Below are 23,796 nucleotides of genomic sequence, written 5' to 3'. Positions count from 1 at the left end.
ACAAGAAAATAAGACCGATCGGAGCGCCGTCATGAATATTCCTGCCACGCCGCGGCTCGGGCTTGTGGTCCCCCCGGAAAACCCCACGGCCGAGCCCGAGTTCCGTCATTTCCTCGGCTCCGGAATGAATGTCTACACCGCTCGTTTCCCGGTGCTCCCGGGCAAGGGGCTGCGGGAGATGCTCACGACGTACAACGACGTGCTGCCCGATGTCCTGGCCGGCTTCGGCCGGTTGCGCCTGGACGCCGCCGTGGTGGCCTGCAGCGCCTCGCACTACCTGCTGTCGCCCGAAGGCGACCGGGCGTTCTGCGCCGAGCTCAGCGACCGTGCGGGCTTTCCGGTGCTGTCCTCGACGCTGGCCATCCTCGCGGCGTGCGAAACGCTCGGGGTGTCCCGGCTGACCCTGGTCTCCCCCTATGAGCCATGGCTGACCGACCTGTCCCGCGGCTACTGGGAGAAGGCCGGTCTCACCGTCGACCAAGTGGTGCCGGTGCCTGCCGGGGAGCGCTACGACCCCTACGCGGTGACCACCGAGGCGATCCTGGAGCAGGTGGGGCGCCGTGACCTGGGCGACGACGCGGCCGTTCTGTTCACCGGTACGGGGATGTTCACGCTGGAGGCCCTGGACGAGCTCGGCGGCCACCCCGGCCGGGTCCTGCTGTCCTCGAACCTGGCGAGTGCCTGGTGGGCGCGGACCGCCGCGGGGGCGCGGGGCGCGGGGCTCGACAGCCACCCGCTGTCGCGGCCGACGGCCCGCGCGGCGTGAGCCGTCGGCGTGCCCGGTGGCCGCTGTGGGTCTGGGCGGCACGGCTGCGGCGCCTCGGCGCGGAGACGGTGTGCAACGGCTTCGGTGCCAGGGCGAACTGAGCGGACCGCCGCTGCGTGGGCTCGGCCGCACGGCCCTTCGTATGGACCGTGCGGCAGGCACCAGCGGGTCATCGGTGGCTGAACTGCAGCCCGACGCCCCGGATCGTGGTGATCCAGTCGCCCCCTCCCAGCTTCTTGCGCAGGCTGCTCACGTGCGTGTCGATAGTGCGGCGGGACCAGGAGTCGCCCCACACCTGCCGCATGATCCGGTGCCGTGAGACAACGGTTCCCGGGTACGACGCCAGCAGATACAGGAGGTCGAACTCCTTGGGGGTGACGTCCACCGGCCTGCCGTGCACGCGCACTTCCCGCGCGAAGGCATCGATGCGCAACGGGCCCCGGCAAAGAACCTGGTGGGTGCCCGGCTGGTTCCGGGTGCGCCGCATGACGGCCTCGATACGGGCCATCAGTTCGCGAAATCCGTAGGGCTTGACCAGGTAGTCGTCCGCACCGGCCTGGAGCCCGAGGACACGGTCCACCTCGCTCCCCCGGGCGGTGACGGCGATCACGGGCGTGTCACCGGCGAACCGCACCTCCCGGCAGACCTCCAGGCCGTCCAGGTCCGGAAGTTCCAGATCCAGCAGCACCAGGTCGGCCCGCCGGTACCCCTGAAGTGCCGCCTGCCCGGTCGTCACCCTCTCGACGGTGTGCCCGTGCCGGGTCAGCGCCCCGACGAGCGGCTCGGCGTCACGGGCGTCGCTCTCCACCACCAGCAGGCGCCAGGACACGGGCGGCCGGTGCAGCACCGGCCTGAAGGCCACCTCACCCCGCCCGTGCCGTGGTGGTCCCCCGGCGGCGTGCCGGGGAGCCGGTATGTGAGGGTCCTTCAGATCCATGTCAACTCCGACTCGGCCGACAGTCTGGACCGTTCCTGCCACACGCTTGTGCCGGGCATGCGCCGCCTCCCCTTGAGTCGCTGTCGGTGAGGACCGCCCCCTGCGGTGTGAGGGCAGCTGCGCCCCGTCCGCCTCACCGGTTGGATTCCCTTCAGGTGCTGCCCGGCCCCAAGGGCACGGTGGAACAGCGAGCACCTGGCGAGCTGTCCCCGGGCAGGGCGGAGACAGGCGCTCCGACCGCATCGGGTTTCCTCGCACCGTCATCTTGCGATGGATGCATCGGACAGCAAACGCGGACTTCAATAAGTCACGCGTGTGCTTCTCAGCGCGCGGTCGTCGGACCCGCAGTTCCCTCGTCCCGGGATGTGCTCGGTCGCGGTGGCGCGGTGGCGGCCCCGTAGAGGAGGAGGTCCCACACCCGGGCGAGTTGCCCCGCCGCGTCGAGGTGCGGGGCCCCGGTGTCCGGCGCGTGGGCCCTTTGCCGCACGTGGGAGTCGACACCGGCGATGAGATAGGCAGCCGTCACGGTCACGGTCTCGGGATCGGCGGTCGTACGCAGCTGCCCCTCGGCATGGGCCTGCTCCAGCAGGTCGCGCAGGGGCGGAAGCCAGCTCCCGGCCCAGTCGGCGTCGGTGTCGAGCCGCTCCCGGGCCAGCCGGGCGGCCGCGCGCACCTCGGTGTGTGTCTGAAGGAGGCGGGCGACGGCCAGGACCAGGGCTCTGGCCCTGCGCAGCGGAGAGGCCGGGATGGCCAGCGCCTGGTTCACCACGGCCTCGGTCGCCGAACGCCCCTGCTCCTGGAGCGCGTCGGCGAGCTTGTCCTTCGCCGGGAAGTGGAAGGTCAGGGCGCCCATGGAGATGCCGGCCGCCCGGCAGACCCGCACCAGGGAGGTGCCGTCGTAGCCGTGGCGGTCGATCTGCTCGGCGGCCGCGACCAGCAGCGCGTGGCGGGTACGCACAGCCCGCTCCTGCTTCACCACCGTCGGCCCCGGTTGCCGCGCCGGACAGGACAGAACCGGTGAAGGGGGCGGCCGGCGGGACGTGGCAGGCACTCAGGTATCGGCCGCCGATGCGCCTCGCACCATCGGGTGCGCATCAAGCTCAAACACCTCTCGCCCGTCTTGGTCTGTGAGACGCAACTTTTGTCCAGGTGGGCGGGGTGCGGCAACGCCGACTTGGCGAAGTAGCAGCGGGGTGGGGGCCTCCCCCCTAGAAACATAAAAAGCGTTCTGTATATTTCGTGGGGTCGTTCCGGTCACCGACGTCCGAGGGGGATCCACCATGGCGATACAGCACTCAGCAGTCCTGCCTCCGACGCAGGGCCCGGGCGGCTGCGCATCGGACTTCTGCGACTTCGTGGAGGACGTCTTCGGCTACCTGCCCCGCGCCGACCAGCGCCGGTGGGCCGACGCCTATCTGCGCGGCCTGCTCACGGTCCCGGGCAAGAAGACCATCCGGCAGATGGCCAAGGCCGTCTCCTTGTCCACCGGCGCCCCGCAGGCACTGCAGCAGTTCATCAGCGCCAGCCCCTGGGACTGGGACGCGGCCCGCGAGGCGCTGGCCCGCAAGGCCGCCGCGCACCTGCCCTCCCACACCTGGACGATCGGCACGGTGCTGGCGAAGAAGCGGGGCGAGCACTCGGTCGGAGTCCACCGCCGGTTCGTCGCCGATGCCGGGCGCACCCTCAACTGCCAGGTCGGCCTCGGACTGTTCCTGACGTCCGGCTCCACGAGCATCCCGGTCGACTGGCGGCTGGTGATGGACGAGGCCTGGTCCGGCGATCCGCGCCGCCGCCGGCGCGCCCGGGTCCCCGACGAGGTGCGGGCCCAGCCCCTGTGGGCGCAGGTGCTCGACCTGACCGACCGGCTGGCCGCCCTCAAGGTGTCCGGCCCCGCTCCGCTCGTCCTCGACCGGCGGTGCGCCGCCGACGCCGAGCGCCTGGCCGCCCATCTCAACCTGCGCGAACGGGACTTCCTCATCGAGATCCGGCCCGAGCAGCCGATCCTGCCCGCCCGGCAGACGCGCCCCGCACCAGGGCCGCGTCCCGCCGGCGGGCCCCTGAGCGCCCTGCGGTTCATGCGGGACGGCGGCTCCCGCCATCCGTACGTGGTCACCGTCGAGCGGGGCGGTCACGCACGGCACCTGAACGTGTTCTCCGGCCTGGTCCGCCTCCCGGGCTCCCGCCCCGGCGCACCCAGCGCCCAGCGGGTCTACCGGCTGCTGGCCGAGCGCTCCCCCGCCCACCGGCAGCCGACTCGTTTCTGGCTCACCACTTTGGTGGACCGGCGGGTGGACGAGGTGCTCTCCCTGACGCACCGGCCCGCGCTCACCCACGCCACGGTGCAAGAACTCCAGGACGACTTCGGGCTGCTGGACTTCGAGGGCCGCTCCTTCCCCGGCTGGCACCACCACATGACGATGTCGTCCGCCGCGTACGCCTACAGCCGGCTGCCGCGGCGCGCGCACCGCCCGGCAGCCGTCTGACCCCGGCCACACGACAGCACACGGCAAAGGACAGCGATGACCGTACCGACGGCCAGGACGCAAGCAGGGGGCCGGCAGGCCTCCGCGGACAAGGAGACCGACGCGGAACGCGCGCGGCGCTTCGAGCGCGATGTGCTGGGCTACCGCCGCCGGATGCACTCGGCGGCGCTGCGCCTGACCCGCAACCCCGAGGACGCCGAGGACCTGGTGCAGGAGACGTACGCCAAGGCGTACAAGTCCTTCCACCAGTACCGGGACGGCACCAACCTGTGGGGCTGGCTCCACCGGATCATGACCAACGCCTTCATCACCTCCTACCGCAAGAAGCAGACCGAGCCCCCGCACTGCGCGGCCAGTCAGATCGAGGACTGGCAGCTGGCCCGCGCCGCCGGCCACACCTCGGCCGGCCTGGCCTCCGCCGAGGCGCAGGCGCTCCACCACGTCCCCGACCCCGAACTGCTCGACGCGCTGCGGGAAACCCCGGCGGAGTTCGTCAAAGTGGTCTACCTGGCCGACGTCGAGGGCCTGCACTACCGCGAGATATCCCAGCTGCTCGGCATCCCGCACGGCACGGTCACCTCCCGTCTGCACCGGGGGCGCCGACGGCTGCGCACCCTGCTGGCGGAGTACGGCCGCAGGCGGGGCCTCGCCCCCGCGGGCACAGCAACCATGAGGTGTCAGACCGATGGACAATGAACTCTTCGACTACAGCCCCATCGTCGGGCGTGAGCCGATCCGCTGGCCGGGCGGCGCCCGCGTCGCCTGCTACATCGGGGTGAACGTCGAGCACTACCAGGTCGACCGGCCCTCGACCAGCATCTTCGCGGGAACCGCGGGGCTGGCCCCGGACCCGCTGAACTACGGCTGGCGCGACTACGGGCCCCGGGTGGGCATCTGGCGGCTGATCGAGAGCCTGGACCGGCACGGGATGCGTCCGAGCGTCATGCTCAACTCCGCTGTCTGCGACCGCTACCCGCAGATCATCGAAGCGGGGCGGGCCCGCGACTGGGCGTGGATCGCCCACGGCAGGGACAACTCCACGTTCCAGGCCGACATGTCCGACGAGGAGGAGCGCGCCTACCTGTCGGACGTGGTGCACACCATCGAGCGGGCCACGGGCAAGCGGCCGCGCGGCTGGCTCGGCCCGGCGCTCACCGAGACCTTCGCCACCCCGGCGCTCCTGGCCGAGCTGGGCGTGACGTACGTACTGGACTGGTCGAACGACGACCAGCCGTACCGGCTGAACGTACCCGGCATGCTGAGCGTGCCCTATGCCATCGAGCTGAACGACATCAGTCTGTTCGTCGGCCGGCACCTGAGCGGGCCGGATTTCGTGACGATCGTCAAGGACCAGCTGGAGCAGCTCTACGCCGAGGCGGCCGACAGCGGCCGCGTGATGGCGCTGGTCGTGCACCCGTTCATCATCGGCCAGCCGTTCCGGCACAAGTACCTCGACCAGGCGCTCGCCCACCTCGCGAACCATCCCGGGGTGTGGCTGACGACCAGCGACGAGATCGCCGATCACTACGCCCGCACGACCGCCCCGAAGGCCTGAACAGCGGCGGGCTCGTACCCGATGCGCTTGGTGCGCACGGGTGACGAGCCCGCCGTCCCTGCGCCCGGGGGATGTGCGCAGAGAAGGGGACCGCCGCACGGGGCGCGCCCCCGAGGTCCGGCGCCCGCCCTCACGTGCGGTGGCGGCCGGTCGTTGACGCGCCCCTGTTCAGGCGGTGCTGGGGTCGGATGCCCGGTGGGCGTCCGGCGCGGCGGCATCAGAGGGCTGGACGGCCGCGATGACGGTGTCCAGGACGTCCCGCGCGGCCAGCAGGCCGGCCGCGGTGTCGCTGATCCGCTGGCGTTCCCGGCGCAGGCCGGGGAGCTGGGCGAGGCGGACCGGCTTCGGCTGCCGTCCGTTGCCGGGGATGCAGGGCATCAGTTCGGCGATCGTGTGGGTGCTGAGACCGGCGGTGAGCAGGGTGCGGATGTACTTCACGGTGCGTACGTCGTCTTGGCCGTACTCGCGGAAGCCGCTGGGCCGCCGCACGGGCTTGAGCAGGCCCTGCTCCTCGTAGTAGCGCAACAGCCGTTCGCTGACCCCGGTGCGCCGGGACATCGCTCCGATGAGCACGGGCCGATCACCGTACCGATCCGCGTCGTCGACTCCCTTGGCGGGTGCGTGCGGTGACGCGGTGGAGGAGCCGGTGCGAGGGGGTGCCGGGCCCGGCCGGTTTGCCGGGCCCGGCGCTGGTGTTCATGAGCCGACGCTGGTGCGTTTGGCGGGGAAGCCGTGGGTGCGGGCGGCCAGGACCACCAGGAGGACCGGGACCAGGAGCACGAGGATCGTCCAGGGGAAGGAAGTGGATCCGACGGCATTCAGGAGGATGCCGCCGAGGATCCCGCCACCGGCCATGGCCACGTTCCACAGGGTGACCAGCATGGCCTGGGCGGCGTCGGCCTGCTCGCCGCCCGCGTCACCCGCGGCGGTCTGGAGCAGGGTGGGCGCGCCGCCCCAGCCCAGACCCCACAGCACCACGGCGACGTAGACCATGGCGGTGTTGTCGGACAGTACCGCCAGCAGGGCGGCGGCCACCGCGATCAGTAGCGTGGCGCCGATCATCAGGCCCCGCAGCCGCCGGTTGATCTGGGCCCCCACGACCCAGATGCTCACCAGGGAGGCGGCGCCGAACACCAGGAGCACCAGGTCGATGGAGTCCCCCATCCCCAGCTCGTCCAGGAACGTGGCGATGAAGGTGTACAGGATGGTGTGGGCCAGCACGAACACCAGCGTGACGAACAGGACGGGCGTCACACCCGGCACCTTGAGCGCCCGCAGCATCGGGGTGCGGCTCTCGGACCGCTGCCCGGGGTAGTCGGGGACGGTCGCCGCGATCCAGCCGAGCAGCACCACGGTCAGCACGGTCATGGTCAAGAACGCCGCCTGCCAGCTGAGCGCCTTGCCCAGGAAGGTGCCCGCCGGCACGCCCAGGGAGAGGGCCACCGGGATACCGGCCATGGCGATCGCGATCGCCTTGCCCTGCAGGTGCGGCGGCGCCATGCGCCGCGCGTAGCCCGCCAGGAGCGCCCAGGCCAGACCGGCCGCGACACCGGCCACGAAGCGGGCCACCATCGTCAGCGAGTAGTTCTCCGAGACGGCCGTGACCGTGTTGGCCACCGCGAAGCCCGCCATCGCCGACAGCAGGAGGCGCTTGCGCCGCCATCCGGCCGTCGCCGCGGTCAGCGGGATCGCCGTCAGCGCCGTACCGATCGCGTAGATCGTCACCGTCTGCCCGGTCGCCGACTCGCTCACGTGCAGGTCGCTGCTCATCGCGGGCAGCAGACCGGCGGGCAGCGTCTCGGTCAGGCTCGTGATGAAGACGGCCGTGGCCAGCGCCAACAACGCCAGCAGCGGCAGTTTCTCTTCTTTTTGATTCTTGACCCCGGTGCCGGGATCAACTGGGGTCCGTGTCTCGCTAATTGACATGGTGTGAATGCTCGAACCATCACACATGTGTGAAGGTCAATGCGACGAGACGTGAGGTAGGTCACATGCGTATCGGAGAGCTGTCGGAGCGCACCGGCACGCCCCGCCGACTGCTGCGCTACTACGAGGAACAGCGGCTGATCGCCGTGGGCAGGTCCGCCAACGGCTACCGCGAGTACGACGAGTTCCTCGTGGACCGGGTCCTGCAAATCAGAGGGCTGCTCGACGCCGGGCTGCCGACAAGGATCATCAGAGAGATCCTCCCCTGCCTGGACCAGCCCCGCGCCATCCACGTCGCCGACGCGACACCGGAGATGATCGCCACGCTGGAACTGGAGCGCGACCAGATGACGCAGCGCATCCAGGGTCTGATCCGCAACCGCGACGCCGTGGCCGACTACCTCGACACCGTGCGGGTCAACCACCGCCCGCGCGCGGTCCTGGGGGGCTGACGGGCCCGGCGGTGCGCCCCGGGAGGGGCCGGGCCCTAGGCGGCGGTCCAGCCGCCGTCCACCGGCATCGCCGTACCGGTGACGAAGGTGGCCCGGTCGCTGCACAGCCAGGCCGCGGCCTGGGCGACTTCGGAGGGATCGGCCATCCGCTTCTGGACGGAACGGGCGATGAAGCTCTCCTCCAGGGAGGGCGTGTGGGCCAGCACCTCTTCCATCAGTTCACTGCGGGTGCTGCCCACCACCAGAGCGTTGACGCGGATCCCGCGCCGGCCGTACTCGGCCGCGGCCGAGCGGGTCAGGCCGAGCACGGCGTGCTTGGCGGCGACGTACGCGGCGGAGGCCCCGGTGGCCTGGACGCCTGCGACGCTGGAGGTGTTCACCACGGATCCGCCTCCGGCCTCCAGCATCGCGGGGATCTGGTGACGCAGGCAGTTCCACACTCCGCGCAGGTTGACGTCGATGGTGCGGTCGAAGACCGCCGTGTCCGTCTCGTGGATCGTGGTGCCCGCCGAGGCCCAGCCCGCGTTGTTGAACGCGGCGTTCAGCGTTCCGAAGCGTTCCACGGCGGCCTCGACGGCCCGCTGCACGTCCTGTTCCCTTGCCACGTCACCCGGTGTCGCGAACGCGGTGCCTCCCGCGTCGGCTATCTCCCGGACGAGTTGGTGGAGCCGGTCCGCGCGGCGGGCCATGAGCACGACGGCTGCCCCCTCGTCGGCGAAGAGCCGGGCCGCCGCGGCGCCGATGCCGCTGGAGGCTCCCGTGATCAGAACGGTCTTGCCGGCCAGCATCCCTTGCGCGTGGGTCATGTCTTCCTCTCACATCGGCCGTCGGCCGTCGGTCGGCTTGTGGTGCGTGGTGCTCCTGGGGCGGGCGTACGAGGGCGGGGCGGCCGTGGCTAGCGGAAGTCCGCGCTGTGGTGGGCGGCCCAGGCCTGATAGGTGTGCGCCCCGCGGCCGGTGACCTGCCGCAGGCCGTCGGCCACCTCCGTCTTGACACCCTCGGCCTGGCGGCGGGCGCGGACCAGCATCGCCTGGGCGACCGGCTCGGGAAAGCGCCGGCGCCACCGCCGCAATGCCTGTTCCTCCGTCAGTTCCTCGTACCGCAGGGGCTTTTGGAGCACGTCGCCCAGGTGGCGGGTCTGCTCCTGCGCGGAGAGCGCCTGCGGTCCGGTCAGGGTGTAGGCCCGCCCGGCGTGCCGGGGGTCGGTGAGGGCACTGGCGGCGGCCTGCGCCACGTCCTGGGGGTCGATGCAGGCGTTGAGCGAGGTGCCGTAGAGGGAGCGCACGACACCCTCCTTGCGGATCGAGGGGGCCCAGCCCAGGGTGTTGGACATGTAGGCGCGTGAGCGCAGCAGGGTCCAGGACAGGCCGGTGGACTTCAGCTGCGTCTCGCAGCGCCGCTGCCAGGCGGTGATCAGGTCCTGTGAGCCGGGGTCGTTCACCGCGGACGCGGAGATCTTGACGATGTGCCGGACCCCGGCCGCCTCGGCCGCGGCCAGGGCGTTGGCGTCGTGGGTGGATCGATGCGGATCGAAGGTGATCAGCAGGAGGGCGTCGGCCCCGGCGATGGCCTGTTGCAGTCCGGGGCGGTCGTCGAGGTCCGCGCCGACGATCTGGCCGGCCACCTTGGCGCGGGCGGCGTCGGCGGGGGTGCGGGTCAAGGAGCGCACGTGGTGGTCGGGGGCCAGGATGCGGGCCACGCGGCTGCCGATCGTGCCGCTGGCCCCGGTGATGGCGATGCGCAGACCGCGCGGCTTCTCGGCGTGGTGGGCGGTGTCCTGCCAAGGGGGCGCCGTCATCGGGCGATCACTCGTTCCAGGTCCAGGGAGATGCTGCGGGCGACGGTGGGGACGGCGATGCCCGGCAGCAGCAGCTCCCACATCCGTACCGTGCGCTCACTCAAGTCCTCGCGGCCGTTGACCAGTTGGGCGTACAGCTGGACGCCGGTACAGGCACCCACCACGAATTCGGCGACGCTTTCCGGGTCGACGCCGGGCATCAGCTCCCGGTCCTGCTCGGCATCGCGCAGGCAGTCGAGCATGGCCGACTGCCAGTTGAGGAAGGTGGTGGCGTCCCGCATGCCGAAGCTGCCCTGCTCCACGGCGAGGCGTACGCCCGCTCGCAGCATGGGGTCGATAGGGAGCTGGTAGGCCCAGACCAGGGTGATGTCCACCAGCCGCTGCAACCCGCGTGAGGTCACGCGTGTCTCGATCGCCTGGTGCTGCTCGTTCATGACCGCGAGGGCGAGCGCTTCCTTGTTCTTGAAGTGGAAGTACATCGCTCCGGCCGTGAGTTCGGCGCGCGTCAGGATGCTGGTGATCACAGCCCCGGTGTAGCCGTGCTCGTCGAACTCCTCTGCTGCCGCACGCAGAAGTGCCTCACGCGTGCGTACCGCCCGGTCCTGCTTGAGTCGCGGCATCGCCACCGTCCCTGCACTTGTCCATCGTTCGACAAAAAAAAGAACACCCTTTATGTTATCCATGATCGGTGCCTCGGTCCACTTGGGCCCGCACCGTCACTGACGAGGAAGCCTGGGGGGAGGGCGCGTGACGTACAGAGCTGCCTGCGCACGCGCCGCGCCGACGCGCGGCCGCCTCCCCTCTGTGCTTGGCCAGCCTGTGTCCGACGCAGCCTCAGGCGCCGTCCCGCCGTGCTCGTCCGCTGTGGCTCTTCCCCAACACTGCTTCAGGAGTACGCCATGCCGACCACCCCTGTCTCGACGGCCCCCGCACCCCGCACCGCGTATGTACCGAGCGAACTCGTCCACAAGCAGCAGGCCGACGAGGTGCTGCTGACCGGCTGGCGCCGCACCGCGCCGGACGCCTTCACCGTCACGGCCAGCTGGCCCACCGACCACTCCTTCTACGCGGTGCGCCACACGCTGCACGATCCGCTCCTGCTCACCGAGACGATCCGGCAGATCTTCCCGCTGCTCTCCCACGCCGCCTACGACGTCCCGTTCGGGCACCACCTGCTGTGGGAGACCTACGACTACGCGCTGATCCGCGACGCGCTGCACGCCGAGCACGTGCCGGCCTTGCTCGACCTGCACGTCACATGCCTGGAGGAGGTCCGGCGCGGCAGCCGGGTCACCGCGCTGACGCTGCGCATCGACGCGGTCCGCGGCGGCCTGCCGCTGGCGAGCGCCCGCACCCGCTTCACGATCCAGAGCCCGGCGATCTACCGCAGGCTGCGCGCCGGGCACGGCGAGAGACCGCTGGCGCCCGCCCTGCCGCTGCCTTCACCCGTGCCGCCCTCAAGGGTGGGGCGCCTCTCCTGCCGCGATGTCGTCCTGTCGCCCACGCAGGCGTCCGACCAGTGGCAGTTGAGGGTCGACAACCGCCACTCCATACTCTTCGACCACCCTTTGGACCACGTCCCGGGCATGCTGCTGCTGGAGGCGGCCCGGCAGGCCGCCCAGGGCATGTGCCCTCAGCAGCCCATGGTGGCGGTGGCGATGGAGAATCGTTTCTTCCGCTATGTCGAGTTCGACGCCCCTTGCTGGGTCAAGGCGCGGCCGCTTGCCGACGACGCGCAGGGACGCACCCGCGTCGACGTCGTGATGCGGCAGAACGGCACCGAGCACTACGCCGTCACCGTCACCCTTGAGCCGGCCCCCGCCCCGCGGACCGCTCTGCGGTACGAGAGATGCCGTCCCCTGCACGGCGTGGCCCTGAGCGCCCACCACTAGAAGGCATGGAGGGGCGAAAGGGGCGCCTCCCGGCCCGGGGGGCGCTCTTTTCACCCATGGTCCCGCAGAGCTCACCCATGGCGAAGGACAGCGGTCGCCTCGGTCGCCCGACCGAACCGGGTCGGCCCCCGGAACGAGGAACCCATCAAGGCGTTTGCATTACGCGAGGCTTGAGGGAAAGCTGTGGCCTTCCCCGCTAGCCTGGGCCGAGCACATGCTGAGCTTGAGTCGCTTCGGTCGCTGAAAGGAACCGTCAATGCCCTTTGACCTGGGGCTTTCTGGCAGCGATTCAGCATGTCGCACAGCGTTCGACGCCGGTGGAGCCACGCCCTGGCGGCCCCTGGATGTCGCCTTGCGGTGTGCCTCGCGCGGCTGGCCGGTGCATCCGCTCGCGCCGCGGCGCAAAACACCGGCGGCCAACTGCCGCCGCTGCCAGGGGCAGGCACACGGCCACCGGGACTGCCCGTGCACCGGGGCGGGTCGCTGGTGCCACGGATTCCACGCCGCCACGACCGATCCGGAACGCATCCGCGGGTGGTGGGGCGAGCAGCCCGGATTCGGGGTAGGGGTGGCGTGCGGCCCGGCGGGGCTGGTCGTCATCGATGTCGACGCCCACCAGGTGCCGTTGCCCGCCCGGGACCGGTTGCTGCCGGGCATCCCCATTCCCGAGGCGGTGTCACTCCAAGGGCTGCGGCACGGCTTTCACTCTTTGGCGTTGCTCGCCGCGATGCGCGGAGCCCCGGACCCGGCCGAGGACGCCTCGACCCTGCGCGTCGCCACGCCCTCCAAAGGCCTGCACATCTGGTACACCGCGCGGCCCGGACAGGTGTGGCGCTGCTCGGCGGGGTCCAGTCCCTCACGCGCGCTGGCCTGGCAGGTCGATGTGCGCGGCCACGGCGGGTACATCATCGCGCCGGGCACCACGACCGAGGCCGGCACGTACACGCCCCTGGAGGGCGCACGGCTGCCGGCTCCGCTGCCCCGGTGGCTCGCCGACGAACTCGCCCGCACGGGGCACCGCCCCGCTCCCCCTCCCCGGGCACCACCACACCCGTGCCCCGGCGAGGGCACCAGGCGGTCGCCGCGGCCGGAGGGCACCGTGACGCCGCGAGCAGCACGCTGGCCACGGTCCTCGCCCCGGTGTCCGCGTGCGCGGGCGTTCCCCAAGGGGCGGGGTTCAGCGAGAAACTCAACCGCGCCGCCTACACCGCAGGCGGCTTGGTGGCCGCCGGCCATCTCACCGCCGACCAGGCGCGGGCAGCGCTGCTGGCGGCCGCCGTTCATGCACGCCCCGGCCAGGAACGCCGCGCCCTGCAGATCATCCGCAGCGGCATGCGCGCGGGCGACCGGCACCCCCTCGAACTGGGAGCCCGTACGTGACCCATCCCCTGGACCCCGACGAGGGACTGTTCGACCCGGTCGAGGTCGCCCGGCAGATCATGCTGGAGGCACAGCCCGCCGTACCCGCCCAGGGCACGCCTGCCACGGCGCCGCCGCAGGCCTGCGAACACGGCCTCGTGCCCGACAGCCTCAGCGACCGGGGCAACGCCAAGCTGTTCGTCGCCCTGTACGGGCGCGACTTCCGGCATGTGCCGGGGCTCGGCTGGTACCGGTGGTGCGGCTACCGGTGGGAGATCGACGAGGACGACACGGTGCTGTGGGCCGCCGGTGAGATGGCCGAGTCCTTCGCCGAGTCCGACCCCCACGGGCGCCACACCAACGCGGCGCTGCGGCGCCACCGGCGCCGCGCCCTGTCCACCTCGGGCATGAAGGCCATGCTGATGCAGGCCAAGGCCGCCCCTGGCATGGTCTTGAACGCCGCGCTGCTGGACGCTGACCCTTACGCCCTGTGCACCCCGGAAGGGGTCGTCGACCTGCACACCGGCATGGTCGCCGCCCCCGACCCCGAAAAGCACCACCACTCGCGGGCCACCAGCGTGGCCGCCCGGCCCATGGCCACCCCGCGCTGGCAGCGCTTCCTCACCGACACCTTCGGCGACGACACCGAAGGCCGCCAGCTCATCGCCTTCCTGCACGAGCTGCTCGGCTACTCGATCACCGGCGACGTGGGGGCGCAGATCATGCCGTTCCTCTACGGGCAGGGAAAGAACGGCAAGAGCGTTCTGCTGGACGTCATGGTCAAACTGCTCGGCGACTACGCCGACGCCGCCCCGCCCGGCTTCCTCATGGCCCGCCCCTTCGAAGGACACCCCACCGACCTCGCCGAACTGCACGGCCGGCGCATCATCGTGTGCTCCGAACTCAAGCCCGGCGACCGCTTCGACGAAGCCCGCTTCAAGCACCTGACCGGCGGCGACCGCATCAAGGCCCGCCGTATGCGCCAGGACTTCTTCTCCTTCAACCCCACCCACAAACTGTGGCTGCTGGGCAACCACCGCCCCGAAGTGGGCACCGGCGGGTACGCCTTCTGGCGCCGGATGAAGCTCATCCCCTTCGAGCGGACCGTCGCCGACGACCGCAAGGTCGACAATCTCGCCGACGTCCTGGTGACCGAGGAGGGCCCCGGCATCCTCCACTGGCTGATCACCGGAGCCCGCCGCTACCTCAACGGTTCCCGGGACCTCACCGGCCCCCAGCGGGTCCAGACCGCCACCACCGCCTACGCCGAGACCGAGGACCACACCGGGCGCTTTTTGGCCGAACGCTGCGTCCTGGACGCGGCGATGCGCGCCGAACAAGCCCAGCTCTACAGTCACTACAAGGACTGGTGTCAGCTCGAAGGGGCCAACCCGGTCTCCTCCCGGGCCTTCGCCGCACGCGTCAGGGACGCCGTCGGCATCTCCACCCCCAAAGAAATGATCTTGTCGAACCAGCGCAAGTTCTACCCCGGCATCGGCCTGAGGGAAGAAGAGGAAGAGACCTCATGAGCGCCCTCATCGAGCCCCAACAGCTCAGCCACGAGACCGACATCGTCTGGCTCGAGGACATCGAGACCCTCGACTACGTCCGCCAGACCCTCGACCGCCTCGCCACCCGCCGCGGGAAGCCCGCCTACCACCGCGCCGGCCGCATGGTCGGCTACGCGGTCCTGGGCCCCGGCGCGCGCTCCTCCCGCGCCTCGGGCACCTTCCTGCGCCGGGTGTTCTGGCTCCTGCCCCACGACCGCGACGGCCAGCCTGACGGCCTGTACTCCTCCGGCGCGCCCTCCGAGGCCGTCGACCCCCGCACCATCGCCGCCCGGACCAAGGGCTACAAGACGCAGCGCTCCGAAGGCGGCCCCGAATCCGACGCCATGCGCGAGCTGGGCATAACGCTGCCGAAGAACTGACCGCAGTGAGCCGACCCGCAGTCAGCCGACCCGCAGCCAGCCGACCCGCAGCCAGCCGACCGCAGTGAGCCGACCGCGGCGGCCTCATCACGACAGCGACCCAAAAGCGACTGAACCCCGTACGGAAAACCCCCGTGCGGGGCGTAGTGCTGCCCGTGTACCCCCGATACCCGTCACCACAGGCCGCAGCGACTGAACGCCCAGGCCCCGAAAGCGACTGAACTCAGCCCCAAAGGGCAGAGAAGAACCCCAGGTCAGAGGCGCCCCTCACCGCAGCAAGCGACCGAAGCGACCGAGCGTCGGAACTATGAAGACATTCCCGGGCGCGCGCGTGTGTGACATAGATAGAACCCTTCAGTCGCTACAGTCGCTAATCTCCTCCAAAGACGCTCCTGACCTGCGGTTTTCCCCGAGACTCAAGCCAGCGACCCAAAATCGCTCGGTCGCTGACGCTTGGTCGCTGCGACGTTGCGCGGGCAAGCCGTGTTGGGCTGGTTTACCGCGGTAAACCAGCGGCCCCGTACGGCACCTGTCCCCTCTGGGCGAAATGCGGGTGTCAGTGCGAGCGCGGTCTCGTCCTTCTGGAAAGATGCTTCGCGCCCGAAGTACCGGAACCCACGGGAAGCACACGGAGCATCACATGACTGCTGCTGTCTACGTCGTGTCCATCGACCCCCAGGCCTCGACCGTCTGGTGGGCGAACAGAATCACCGACCTGCCCTTCGACTTCTCCCAGGAGCACGAGACTCCCGAGAACTTGAAGATCCTCAAGGACACCGGGGCCAAGGTCCACGTCATCGCCAACCAGAAGGGCGGCGTCGGCAAGACCACCACCACCCTCAACCTCGGCGCGGTCGTCGCCGACGTCCTCAAGGGCTCCGACAACCTGCTGCACGTCTTCATCGACACCCCCGGCAGCCTCCAGGACGAGAACCTTCTGCTTGAAGCCCTGAAGTACGCGCACGACGTGATCGTGCCCATGCCCCCCGAAGGCCTCGCCTTCGACCCCACGGCCCGCACCATCCAGAAGGTCATCGAGCCCAGCGGGCTGCCCTTCACCGTCGTGGTGAACAACTGGGACCCGCGCGACGGAACCGCGGACCGCGTCGACACCGAGCAGTACATCGACGCCCAGGGCTGGCCGCGCGCCCGCACCGTCATCCGCCGCTACAAGGTCCACACCCGCGCCTCGGTGGAAGGCAAGGTCGTCACCCAATACCCGAAGAACCGCGTCGCCATGGAAGCCCGCGAAGACTTCTTCCGCCTCGCCATCGAACTGGGCTACGGAGGTGGCGCCTGATGGCCGGCCGCCGCACCAGCCTCGCCTCCCTCGCCGGAGCAAAAGTCGACGACGTCCCCGGCAAGAGCGACCCGCTGCTCCTGACCCTGCCGCTGACCAAGCTGGTCCCCACCCGCTTCAACCCGCGCCGCAACTTCGGCACCGAGGAGAAGCTCAAAGAGTTCGGGCTGGTCCTCAAGAAGCGGCAGCTTCAGCCGGCCGTCGTCGTCTCCCGCTCCGGGTACCTGAAGCTGTGGCCGGACGAAGCGGAGCGCGTGGGCGACGCGCCCTACGTCATCGCGAACGGGGAGCGCCGCTACCGTGCGTCCCTCGCCGTTGGACTCACCACACTCGACGTGGTGCACAACGAGGACGTGGCGGCCGACCGCGCCGACTTCCTGGACGCCGTCCTCTCCGAGAACAACGACCGCGACGACCTCGACCCCATCGAGCGGGCGCTCGGTATCGAGACGATGGTCATCGAGCTCAAGGGCGCGGACCACGTCGCGTCCTACTACGGCAAGACCAAGGGCTGGGTCAGCCAGCAGCGCAAGTTGCTGAAGCTCACCCCTGAACTCCAGGAGCTGGTCAGCTCCGGAGAACTTCCCGTCCGCGTCGGCCGCGACATCGCGGGCCTGCCCCCTGAGAAGCAGGCAGCAGCGTGGCAAGCGGAGCTCGCCCGCCGCGCCGAAGCCAAGACGGCCCCCCGCCCGAAACGTGTCGTGCAACCAAGAGCGGTGCAGAAGGCGGCAGCACCGGTCAACAACGACAAGGACACCGGCGACAGCAAGAACGGCAACGACAGCGAGAACGGCGCGGGGCGGTTTACCGCGGTAAACCGCCCCGCGGCCCCGCTGCCCAACCCGAGCGGCGACTCCGCAGCGGCGAGGAAGCTGTTTACCGCGGTAAACAGCGCCCCCGCCGACCACGCGCCCGGCCCAGCGCCTGAAATCACCGTCACAGCCCCCTACGGGGACGGCACCACTACCTCAGTACCTCACCAGACCTGGACACCCGTGGCTGACTCCCTGCCGTGGGACGAGCCGCTCTGGTTCGACATGCAGCTCCGCAAGCACATGTCGAAGGAGAACCGGGACAAGCTCGTCTGGCTGCTCCAAGGGACGGACGAAACGGACGCATAGCCGGAACAGACCAACACCACAAGGCCCGTACTCCCTCGCTGCGGCTACAGGGGGAGTACGGGCCTCGTGCGTTTCAGGGGGGCACCTCAGGGGGGCCGCAGCCCTGACGGGTCGTGATGTCCGGGAACGGCCGCGGGCGTTCGAGATGTGCCTGCGCTGGTCCGACGGCGAGGTGTCCGTCTACGGCCCCATCCAGGCCGACGCGCTGGGCCGCGAATACCAGCTTGTTCCTCCCGGATAGGATCGTTTCATGCGGATACGTCACGCACTTCCTCTGTCCGTAGCCGCTCTGGCCGTCCTGATGTCCGGCTGCGCGGACGGGCGAAGCGGGGACGGGCACAGCCGGGGCGGGGGAGACGGGAGCGGACCGTCGGCAAGCGCCAGCGCTTCGTCGCAGCCGCCGCAGCCATCCGCGTCCTCCGGGAACACCCGCCCCTGGGAGCCGGACGACGCGCTCCAGCGCGCGGAGCGCGCGCTGGACGCCGCTGCCGACGACGGCACAGAACCGGAGGTCGTCGACTCCGGCACCGCGTACGTCGGTTCCGGGTTGGACACGTCCTTCTCGGCAAGCGGTGACCACCCCTACCGGCTCGACATCACCTGCGACACGGACAGCGTCGAGGAGCTCACCCTGACCCTGTCCCGGGGGGAAGAGGAGCAGGCCTACGGAGTGGACTGCGGGGACCCCGAGGCGGACCAGTTCAACCTGCCGGCGGGCAAGCCCTTCAAGGCCCGCGTCGACCCCGACAAGCACGGCACGGGACTCCTCGCATGGCGTCTGCACACGGTCGCCCCCGGAGACGTGGACGGGTGCGACGACGACATCGACGCGTGCGAGAACTGAGAGGTCGCGGCGTTCTCCGCGTACGGGGGGGGTGGCCTAGGAGCTCACAGGCTTCGAGGCCACCCCGTCGCACCCCTCGCGGGCCGACCGCGCCCAGCGGCGGGAGGCCGTCGACGGGCAGGGCGGTGACGGTGTGCGTGGAGGGATCAGTCCCGCCTGCGCGGTCTCAGGACTCCACGGCCGGCCGCCGCTCCGCGCCACTCTCGCCACGCAGCCGGCGACGCAGCGCCGCGAGCCGCGGATAGCGCTCCTTGAGCTCCGCCGAGCGCCGGTCCAGCTCCTGCATGAGGCGCTCGGTGCGCTTGTCGAGGTCCAGCTCGTCGAGGATCCGGTCGATCTCGGCGAGCAGCGCGCCATGCAGCTGCCACTGCCTGGGATGCTCCTGCACGTCCTCCAGCAGCAGCTCCGCGACCCGGTCGCGGGTGACCCGGCTCGTCGCCAGCGCGGCGGTCAGCCGCTCCTCGGCCTGCTCCCCGTTCGCGGCCACCTGGGTGGTGATCAGCCGGGCGAAACTCTCGATGGCGTCGGCCAGCTGCTCGAACAGCTCCTGGAGACCGGCCGACACGTCCGGCGGGAACAGCGACTCCTGTGTACGGAACTTCGCCAGATCGGTCAGACTGCGGGTCAGCACCCGCAGCACCACCGCGCAGATCTCCAGGGTGTCCAACCCCGTCCGCAGCACCACCCGGGACAGCAGCCCTTCCCGCACACGCGGATTCATCCGCAGGCTCTCCTCCGCCTGCCGCAGCGAGGCGTCGACCTCCACGATGTCGTGGTCCAGCCGCCGCGCCTCGTGCAGCCGGGCGGCCGCGTGCGGGAAGGGAAGGTGGCCCTCGGCGATCTCCGCGCCCATGGCACGGAACATGTTGCCCATCCCGCGCGCCAGCCCGTCGATGGACGCCCCCGCCGACTGCGTCCACACCGGAGGTGCGAACAACAGGTTGAACAGCAGACCCACCCCGGCGCCGATCAGCGTCTCCAGCACCCGGTGCCAGGCCGCCGACGTGGCCTGGGAGACACCCAGGACCAGCATCGCGCTGATCGCCACCTCGGGCACGAACTCGTTCACCCGCACGAAACGGCCGATGATCAACGAAGTGAAGATCGTCAGACCCAGGCTCCACCAGGTCAGCCCGACCAGGGCGGTGAAGCCGATGGCGATGAGCACACCGACGACCACGGAGTTCACGCGCCGGATACCGGTGGTGAGAGTCGCGTACAGGGTGACCTGGACGACCAGGAGCGCGGTCAGCGGGGCCGTCAGAGGAGCGGGCTGCGCGGGCAAGACCATCAGGGCGACGCTGAAGGAGATGACGGCGGCGGCCGTGGAACGGAGCGTCTGCGCCGCGACAGGCTCGGTGGTCCGCCGCACCAGTTTGATCACGGGTGCTGATACGTCCGGCATCTCCTTCACGTGCCCGATCACGAGCCCCTCACCACACTTCAGCACCAGGAACCCCCCAGACGCCGTTCCACACCGCCCGTCACGTGTCACGTGTCACGTGGCGGCCGGGTGAGTGCGGGCCGGGGGCGAGTCCCCCGGCCCGGTGGCTCGGGCCGAGGGGTGGCCTGCGGTGTCTGCGGTCCGGGCGCGGCCACCGGAACCCAGGCGCGGCCGGAACCCGGGCCTGGCCGGACCTCGGGCGTAGCCGGAACCCCGGTCGGGGGGCCGTTCAGTCCTGGTGGAGTTCGTTGCGGCCCGGGCCCCCGGAGAGCTTGTCGGTGCCCGCACCGCCCCACAGCACGTCATCACCGCTGTTGCCCCACAGCGTGTCGTTGCCCGCCTCGCCGTACAGCTTGTCGTTGCCCTTGCCGCCGTAGAGGACGTCGGCGCCGCCCTTGCCGTACAGGACGTCACTGCCGTCCTCACCGTGCAGGGTGTTCTCCTCGCCGGTGCCGGTTAGGGAGTCGTTGCCGGGACCGCCGAAGCAGTCCTGGCTGCATCGAGTGAGGGTGTCGTTCCCGGCGTCGCCCCACGGGCCGAACCCGAACGGGCCGCCACCGCCATCGAGGCGGTCGTCGCCGTCGCCGCCGTACAGGAGCGCCGACTGCGACGCGGTGATGACATCGTTGCCCGCGCTGCCGTAGATCCCCGCCCAGGCCTGGCTCTCCGGCGCCAGCGTCGCGGTGTCGTTCTTGTCGCCGAGGTCGATGTCATAGCTGTCGGAGTCGTCCGAGTTCTCCGGGATCTTGACCGCGCACCGCACGGCGGTGCGGTCGCCCTCCTCGGGATACACGCACTCGTCGTCCTCCGCCGCGTCGGCGGAGATGGTGATGTCGTACCGGTCGTGGAAGGTGAGGACGTAATAGGAGTCGTGCTCGCCGCGGTGGTCGATCTCTTCGTCGACTGTCACCTCGTTCTGCTGCCCGGGTGCCGCCTTGTACCAGAGCTCGCCGTCCGCGACGACGACGGACCCCGTGGCCTGAGCGGCGGACGGGGCAGACGGGGCGGAGGGGGCGGAGGGGGCCGCCTGGGCGGTCGAGGCCGTTAACCCGGCCATGCCGAGAGTCAGGGCAAGGGTGGCGGTGGCTGCGATGGTCCGATGAATACGCATGCGGAAGTGACCCTTCAAGGTGTACGCGTGTACGTGTGCAGCGGTGCTTCTGCTCACCCGGTTAGACAAGAGGCCCCAGAACGGCGTTGCCCGGCGGCCCGTGAACAGCGGCGGACGGCATGGTGGCCGGTGCGTGGCGGGCCGCCCCGCCCTATCGCCGAACGGGTTAAAAATAAGACTAAACCTGATCTTCGCTAAGGCTAAATGCAGGGGTAATCAATGTTAGGGTCCGAGGCGGAGGTAGACGACCATGGCAACCGAGGAAGAGCTGTTCGCGAACATCGACGCCCTGCTGGAGGAGGAGCCGCAACTCCCGCCCCCGGCCGAACGGGCCCGACTTCGCCAGGCCGCCGGCATCACCCAGGCCCGCCTCGCCACCGCGCTCAAGACCACGACGCAGACCGTGAAGAACTACGAGAACGGCCGCTCCGAGCCCAAGTCACCGCGCCTGGAGGCCTACCAGCGCCTGCTGAACGGCTGGGCCGCGAAGTACCCCGCCCCCGGCACAGCCCCCGCCCTCACACCCGCCCCCGAAGTCGCGCCGCCCCGGGCCCCGGAGATCTTCACCGGCCCATCCGAGCCCGAGACGGAAATCCCCGCACCGATCGAGGCACCCCCCGCCCCGGTCGCGCCCGAGCGTCCGACCACCCGCCCGGCGACCTCACGCCCGGCGACCTCACGCCGCCCGGCCGCCAAGAAGGCCGCGAACCCCACCGTCGACCCGCGGTTCCCCCACGGCCCACTTGCTGTACTGGACGGCGACGGCTCCGCGTACGGCGTGGACGGCATCGTGCTCGACTGCCCGGCGACCACCGTCCCGGAACTGGTGGAGTGGACACTGCGCGAATCCGGCCTCGGCGCCGCGAAGCTCAACCGCTATGGCAAAGACAGCGACCCGCTGATCGTGCTCACCGCCGCGGCCGCCGTGAACCTCGGACTCCCCGAGCGCCTGGAAGGCCACGAGCAGCGCCGCTCGCTGCGCCTGCCTCAGGACCACCCGGTCGTCAAGCAGGTCACGAAGGCGAAATGGCAGCTCACACAGCGCGGCTTCGGCCCGTGGGCCAGGGTCTACCGCACGGCGCAAGGGCGCGAGCGGCAGTGCGTACAGCTGGCCATCCTGTCCTGGGACGCCCTCGATGAGCGCTCCTGGCCCGGCGTCGCGGAGATGGAACCAGCCGACATCGCCCGCGTCCTCGGGGTCTACGCCCAACGGGTCCTCACCCCCCGCGGATCGACAGCCGTGTCCGGACTGGAGCTGATGACGGCACTGCGCCCGCCGACGAAGCCCGAGCGCGACGAGGAGACCGGGAACTGGGTGTCCGCCTACAACCCCGGTTCGCTGGGGACGGAACCGATGGACCCGGCACCACCGGAGGCCACCGCCGAACACCCGGTCGTCGTCAACTCCGGCTGGACCGGCGGATTCCTCAACGAAGAGGCGTACCAATGGGTGCGGTCGGTGGACACCCTCACCGACGAGGAGTGCACCCTGCCCTTCGCACTCGGCCTGGACCTCAACACCGCCTTTCTCGCCGCCGCGGCCCGCCTGGTCGTCGGCCTGTCCGCCCCCGACCACTTCCACAACGTGAAGTTCAACCCGAAGATCCCCGGGAGCTGGCTGGTCGACCTGTCCCACATCGAGCTGGACCCGCGCCTGCCCAGCCCGTTCACACCGGACGGCACCCGCCCGACCGGCCCGGCCTGGTACCAGACACACACCATCGCCTACGCCCAAGAACTGGGCCACGACGTCCACCCGATCGAGGCATACCTGCGGCGCGACACCGGCGCGTACCTCGACCCATGGCACGACCGCCTCAAGAACGCGTACGTCGACACCCTCGCCGATCTCGGCGTCACCAAGGACCTGGACGACCGCCAGTTCCTCACCGCCATGGAACAGCACAAGCAGGCCGACCCGGCCCTGGCCGCCGTCCTCGCGGCCATCAAGGCCACGGTCAAGGGCGGCGTCGGCAAACTCCGCGAACGCCCACAGGGCAAGAACTACAAGGCAGGGGAGCGGTGGCCGGCCCTGGACCGCCCCACCTGGCGCCCCGACATCCGCGCCGCCGTCATCAGCAAGGCCCGCGTCAACATGCACCGCAAACTCAACAACATGGCCAAGATGACGGGCCTGTACCCCCTCGCCGTACTCTCCGACTGCGTCGTCTACCCCGCACCGAGCGACAGCCCGCTCGACTTCCTCCCCTACGCCGCCTCCGGCAAGCCGAAGCCCGGAGCCTTCCGCCTCGGACCCACGCCGGGCCTGGCGAAGCTGGAAGGCGTTCAGTCGATGCTGTGGGCGGTCGACCTGATGGAAAAGGGCCTCAACCCGGCCCGCCACATCAAGGGCGGCGACGCCGTCATGGACGAAGGAGAGTAGACCGTGGGCGAGATCGAGGACGCCATCGAGCGCGCCGACCGGGAGTCGTTCACCAAGGAGCCGCCGAAGACCCTCAAGGGCCAGATCAACTACCTGCTCAAGCAGTTGGGCAGCGCGAAGGCCGTCGCACAAGAACTCGGTGTCACCGCCGACTCCGTGAACCGCTACCGCCGCGGCGCCCGCAAGCACCCCCGCGCCGACGTCGCGGCGAAAATCAACGACGCGGTACGAGCCCGCTGGCAGCCGCGGGTCCGCAAGCGCCGCCGACGCCAGGCCGCCACCACCGGCGGGATCACAGTGGAGACCAGAGCCCGGTTCGGCTACACCGCGCCGATCGGCACGACCGACGACGGACGGTTCCGCCGCCTCACCGTGCACCTCCCCCCGGAGTACGCCCGGCGCCTGTTCGACGCCCGCGAAGCCGGGGCCGGCGACCAGCAGATGCGCGGAATCATCGCCGAAGGTTTCAAAGACGTGTATTTCCAGGACGGCGGA

At 70.5% G+C, this 23,796-nt stretch carries 23 protein-coding genes and 1 pseudogene; 15 read left to right on the top strand and 9 right to left on the bottom strand.

Annotated features, from left to right (window positions below; genetic code table 11):
* Positions 1-31 precede the first annotated feature (31 nt).
* Complete coding sequence (locus ACOBQB_RS09480) at positions 32-766, top strand: maleate cis-trans isomerase family protein (protein WP_423590555.1); 735 nt, start codon at positions 32-34, stop codon at positions 764-766.
* 169 nt (positions 767-935) lie between these two features.
* On the opposite strand, the gene ACOBQB_RS09475 is transcribed toward ACOBQB_RS09480, so the two are convergent.
* The gene (locus tag ACOBQB_RS09475) at positions 936-1,703 is read right to left on the bottom strand and encodes a response regulator transcription factor (protein ID WP_423590553.1); all 768 of its coding nucleotides are present in this window, start codon (positions 1,701-1,703) and stop codon (positions 936-938) included.
* A gap of 322 nt (positions 1,704-2,025) precedes the next feature.
* The gene (locus ACOBQB_RS09470; protein WP_423590551.1) at positions 2,026-2,661 is read right to left on the bottom strand and encodes a TetR family transcriptional regulator; all 636 of its coding nucleotides are present in this window, start codon (positions 2,659-2,661) and stop codon (positions 2,026-2,028) included.
* A 322-nt stretch (positions 2,662-2,983) separates the two neighbouring features.
* Here ACOBQB_RS09470 and ACOBQB_RS09465 point away from each other — a divergent pair, with 322 nt between their 5' ends.
* Genes ACOBQB_RS09465 through ACOBQB_RS09455 form a run of 3 tightly spaced genes read left to right on the top strand, consistent with a single transcriptional unit; the run spans position 2,984 to position 5,741 of the window.
* A complete protein-coding gene (locus ACOBQB_RS09465; protein WP_423590550.1) occupies positions 2,984-4,186 on the top strand; it encodes an IS701 family transposase in 1,203 nt (400 codons plus the stop codon).
* 36 nt (positions 4,187-4,222) lie between these two features.
* On the top strand, positions 4,223-4,882 hold the full coding sequence (locus tag ACOBQB_RS09460; RefSeq protein WP_423590548.1) for a sigma-70 family RNA polymerase sigma factor: 660 nt from the start codon (positions 4,223-4,225) through the stop codon (positions 4,880-4,882).
* The gene (locus ACOBQB_RS09455; protein WP_423590546.1) at positions 4,872-5,741 is read left to right on the top strand and encodes a polysaccharide deacetylase family protein; all 870 of its coding nucleotides are present in this window, start codon (positions 4,872-4,874) and stop codon (positions 5,739-5,741) included. The genes ACOBQB_RS09460 and ACOBQB_RS09455 overlap by 11 nt, the downstream gene beginning before the upstream one ends.
* Positions 5,742-5,909: 168 nt before the next feature.
* On the opposite strand, the gene ACOBQB_RS09450 is transcribed toward ACOBQB_RS09455, so the two are convergent.
* Together ACOBQB_RS09450 and ACOBQB_RS09445 are read right to left on the bottom strand one after the other, a co-directional pair.
* Positions 5,910-6,314, bottom strand: a complete 405-nt coding sequence (locus ACOBQB_RS09450) for a MerR family transcriptional regulator (protein ID WP_423590545.1) — start codon at positions 6,312-6,314, stop codon at positions 5,910-5,912.
* A gap of 123 nt (positions 6,315-6,437) precedes the next feature.
* A complete protein-coding gene (locus ACOBQB_RS09445) occupies positions 6,438-7,667 on the bottom strand; it encodes an MFS transporter (RefSeq protein ID WP_423590543.1) in 1,230 nt (409 codons plus the stop codon).
* Positions 7,668-7,732: 65 nt separating this feature from the next.
* Here ACOBQB_RS09445 and ACOBQB_RS09440 point away from each other — a divergent pair, with 65 nt between their 5' ends.
* On the top strand, positions 7,733-8,119 hold the full coding sequence (locus ACOBQB_RS09440) for a MerR family transcriptional regulator (RefSeq protein WP_423590541.1): 387 nt from the start codon (positions 7,733-7,735) through the stop codon (positions 8,117-8,119).
* Positions 8,120-8,154: 35 nt separating this feature from the next.
* Here the strand turns inward: ACOBQB_RS09440 and ACOBQB_RS09435 are convergent, their stop codons facing one another.
* The 3 genes from ACOBQB_RS09435 to ACOBQB_RS09425 form a co-directional block, all read right to left on the bottom strand.
* Positions 8,155-8,925 carry an SDR family NAD(P)-dependent oxidoreductase gene (locus ACOBQB_RS09435; protein WP_423590539.1) on the bottom strand — a complete coding sequence of 257 codons (771 nt, stop codon included), beginning with the start codon at positions 8,923-8,925 and terminating at the stop codon, positions 8,155-8,157.
* Positions 8,926-9,014: 89 nt separating this feature from the next.
* Positions 9,015-9,917 (bottom strand): NAD(P)H-binding protein, encoded by a 903-nt coding sequence (locus ACOBQB_RS09430; protein ID WP_423590538.1) that lies wholly within the window; start codon positions 9,915-9,917, stop codon positions 9,015-9,017.
* Positions 9,914-10,537 carry a ScbR family autoregulator-binding transcription factor gene (locus ACOBQB_RS09425; RefSeq protein WP_423590536.1) on the bottom strand — a complete coding sequence of 208 codons (624 nt, stop codon included), beginning with the start codon at positions 10,535-10,537 and terminating at the stop codon, positions 9,914-9,916. The genes ACOBQB_RS09430 and ACOBQB_RS09425 overlap by 4 nt, the downstream gene beginning before the upstream one ends.
* Positions 10,538-10,816: 279 nt before the next feature.
* Here ACOBQB_RS09425 and ACOBQB_RS09420 point away from each other — a divergent pair, with 279 nt between their 5' ends.
* From ACOBQB_RS09420 to ACOBQB_RS09385, 8 genes and pseudogenes are all read left to right on the top strand, one after another.
* Positions 10,817-11,809: a ScbA/BarX family gamma-butyrolactone biosynthesis protein gene (locus tag ACOBQB_RS09420; RefSeq protein ID WP_423590534.1), complete on the top strand. Its 993-nt coding sequence runs from the start codon at positions 10,817-10,819 to the stop codon at positions 11,807-11,809.
* A 256-nt stretch (positions 11,810-12,065) separates the two neighbouring features.
* Positions 12,066-12,737 (top strand): annotated as a pseudogene (locus ACOBQB_RS09415) (bifunctional DNA primase/polymerase); the annotation flags it as partial.
* 125 nt (positions 12,738-12,862) lie between these two features.
* Positions 12,863-13,189, top strand: a complete 327-nt coding sequence (locus tag ACOBQB_RS09410) for a hypothetical protein (RefSeq protein WP_423590532.1) — start codon at positions 12,863-12,865, stop codon at positions 13,187-13,189.
* 59 nt (positions 13,190-13,248) lie between these two features.
* Positions 13,249-14,697 (top strand): DNA primase family protein, encoded by a 1,449-nt coding sequence (locus ACOBQB_RS09405; RefSeq protein WP_423590627.1) that lies wholly within the window; start codon positions 13,249-13,251, stop codon positions 14,695-14,697.
* Positions 14,694-15,098 carry a DUF6009 family protein gene (locus ACOBQB_RS09400; protein WP_423590530.1) on the top strand — a complete coding sequence of 135 codons (405 nt, stop codon included), beginning with the start codon at positions 14,694-14,696 and terminating at the stop codon, positions 15,096-15,098. Before ACOBQB_RS09405 ends, ACOBQB_RS09400 begins: the two co-directional genes overlap by 4 nt.
* Before the next feature lie 640 nt (positions 15,099-15,738).
* Positions 15,739-16,398, top strand: a complete 660-nt coding sequence (locus tag ACOBQB_RS09395; RefSeq protein ID WP_423590528.1) for a ParA family protein — start codon at positions 15,739-15,741, stop codon at positions 16,396-16,398.
* The gene (locus ACOBQB_RS09390) at positions 16,398-17,519 is read left to right on the top strand and encodes a ParB/RepB/Spo0J family partition protein (RefSeq protein WP_423590526.1); all 1,122 of its coding nucleotides are present in this window, start codon (positions 16,398-16,400) and stop codon (positions 17,517-17,519) included. The genes ACOBQB_RS09395 and ACOBQB_RS09390 overlap by 1 nt, the downstream gene beginning before the upstream one ends.
* 250 nt (positions 17,520-17,769) lie before the next feature.
* Positions 17,770-18,363 carry a hypothetical protein gene (locus ACOBQB_RS09385; protein ID WP_423590525.1) on the top strand — a complete coding sequence of 198 codons (594 nt, stop codon included), beginning with the start codon at positions 17,770-17,772 and terminating at the stop codon, positions 18,361-18,363.
* Positions 18,364-18,529: 166 nt separating this feature from the next.
* Here the strand turns inward: ACOBQB_RS09385 and ACOBQB_RS09380 are convergent, their stop codons facing one another.
* On the bottom strand, positions 18,530-19,768 hold the full coding sequence (locus ACOBQB_RS09380) for an FUSC family protein (RefSeq protein WP_423590523.1): 1,239 nt from the start codon (positions 19,766-19,768) through the stop codon (positions 18,530-18,532).
* A gap of 268 nt (positions 19,769-20,036) precedes the next feature.
* Positions 20,037-20,918: a calcium-binding protein gene (locus ACOBQB_RS09375; RefSeq protein WP_423590522.1), complete on the bottom strand. Its 882-nt coding sequence runs from the start codon at positions 20,916-20,918 to the stop codon at positions 20,037-20,039.
* Between the two features lie 250 nt (positions 20,919-21,168).
* On the opposite strand from ACOBQB_RS09375, the gene tap reads away from it, so the two are divergent.
* Positions 21,169-23,301 carry a telomere-associated protein Tap gene (gene tap, locus ACOBQB_RS09370; RefSeq protein WP_423590521.1) on the top strand — a complete coding sequence of 711 codons (2,133 nt, stop codon included), beginning with the start codon at positions 21,169-21,171 and terminating at the stop codon, positions 23,299-23,301.
* A gap of 3 nt (positions 23,302-23,304) precedes the next feature.
* On the top strand, positions 23,305-23,796 hold a 492-nt coding region (gene tpg, locus ACOBQB_RS09365), incomplete at its 3' end, for a telomere-protecting terminal protein Tpg (RefSeq protein WP_423590519.1).

Source organism: Streptomyces sp. G5(2025), assembly GCF_049542075.1.
In the GTDB taxonomy this organism is placed as follows: Bacteria; Actinomycetota; Actinomycetes; order Streptomycetales; family Streptomycetaceae; genus Streptomyces.
Note: the sequence above shows the minus strand (reverse complement) of the source record. Positions and strands in the feature narration are given on the sequence as shown.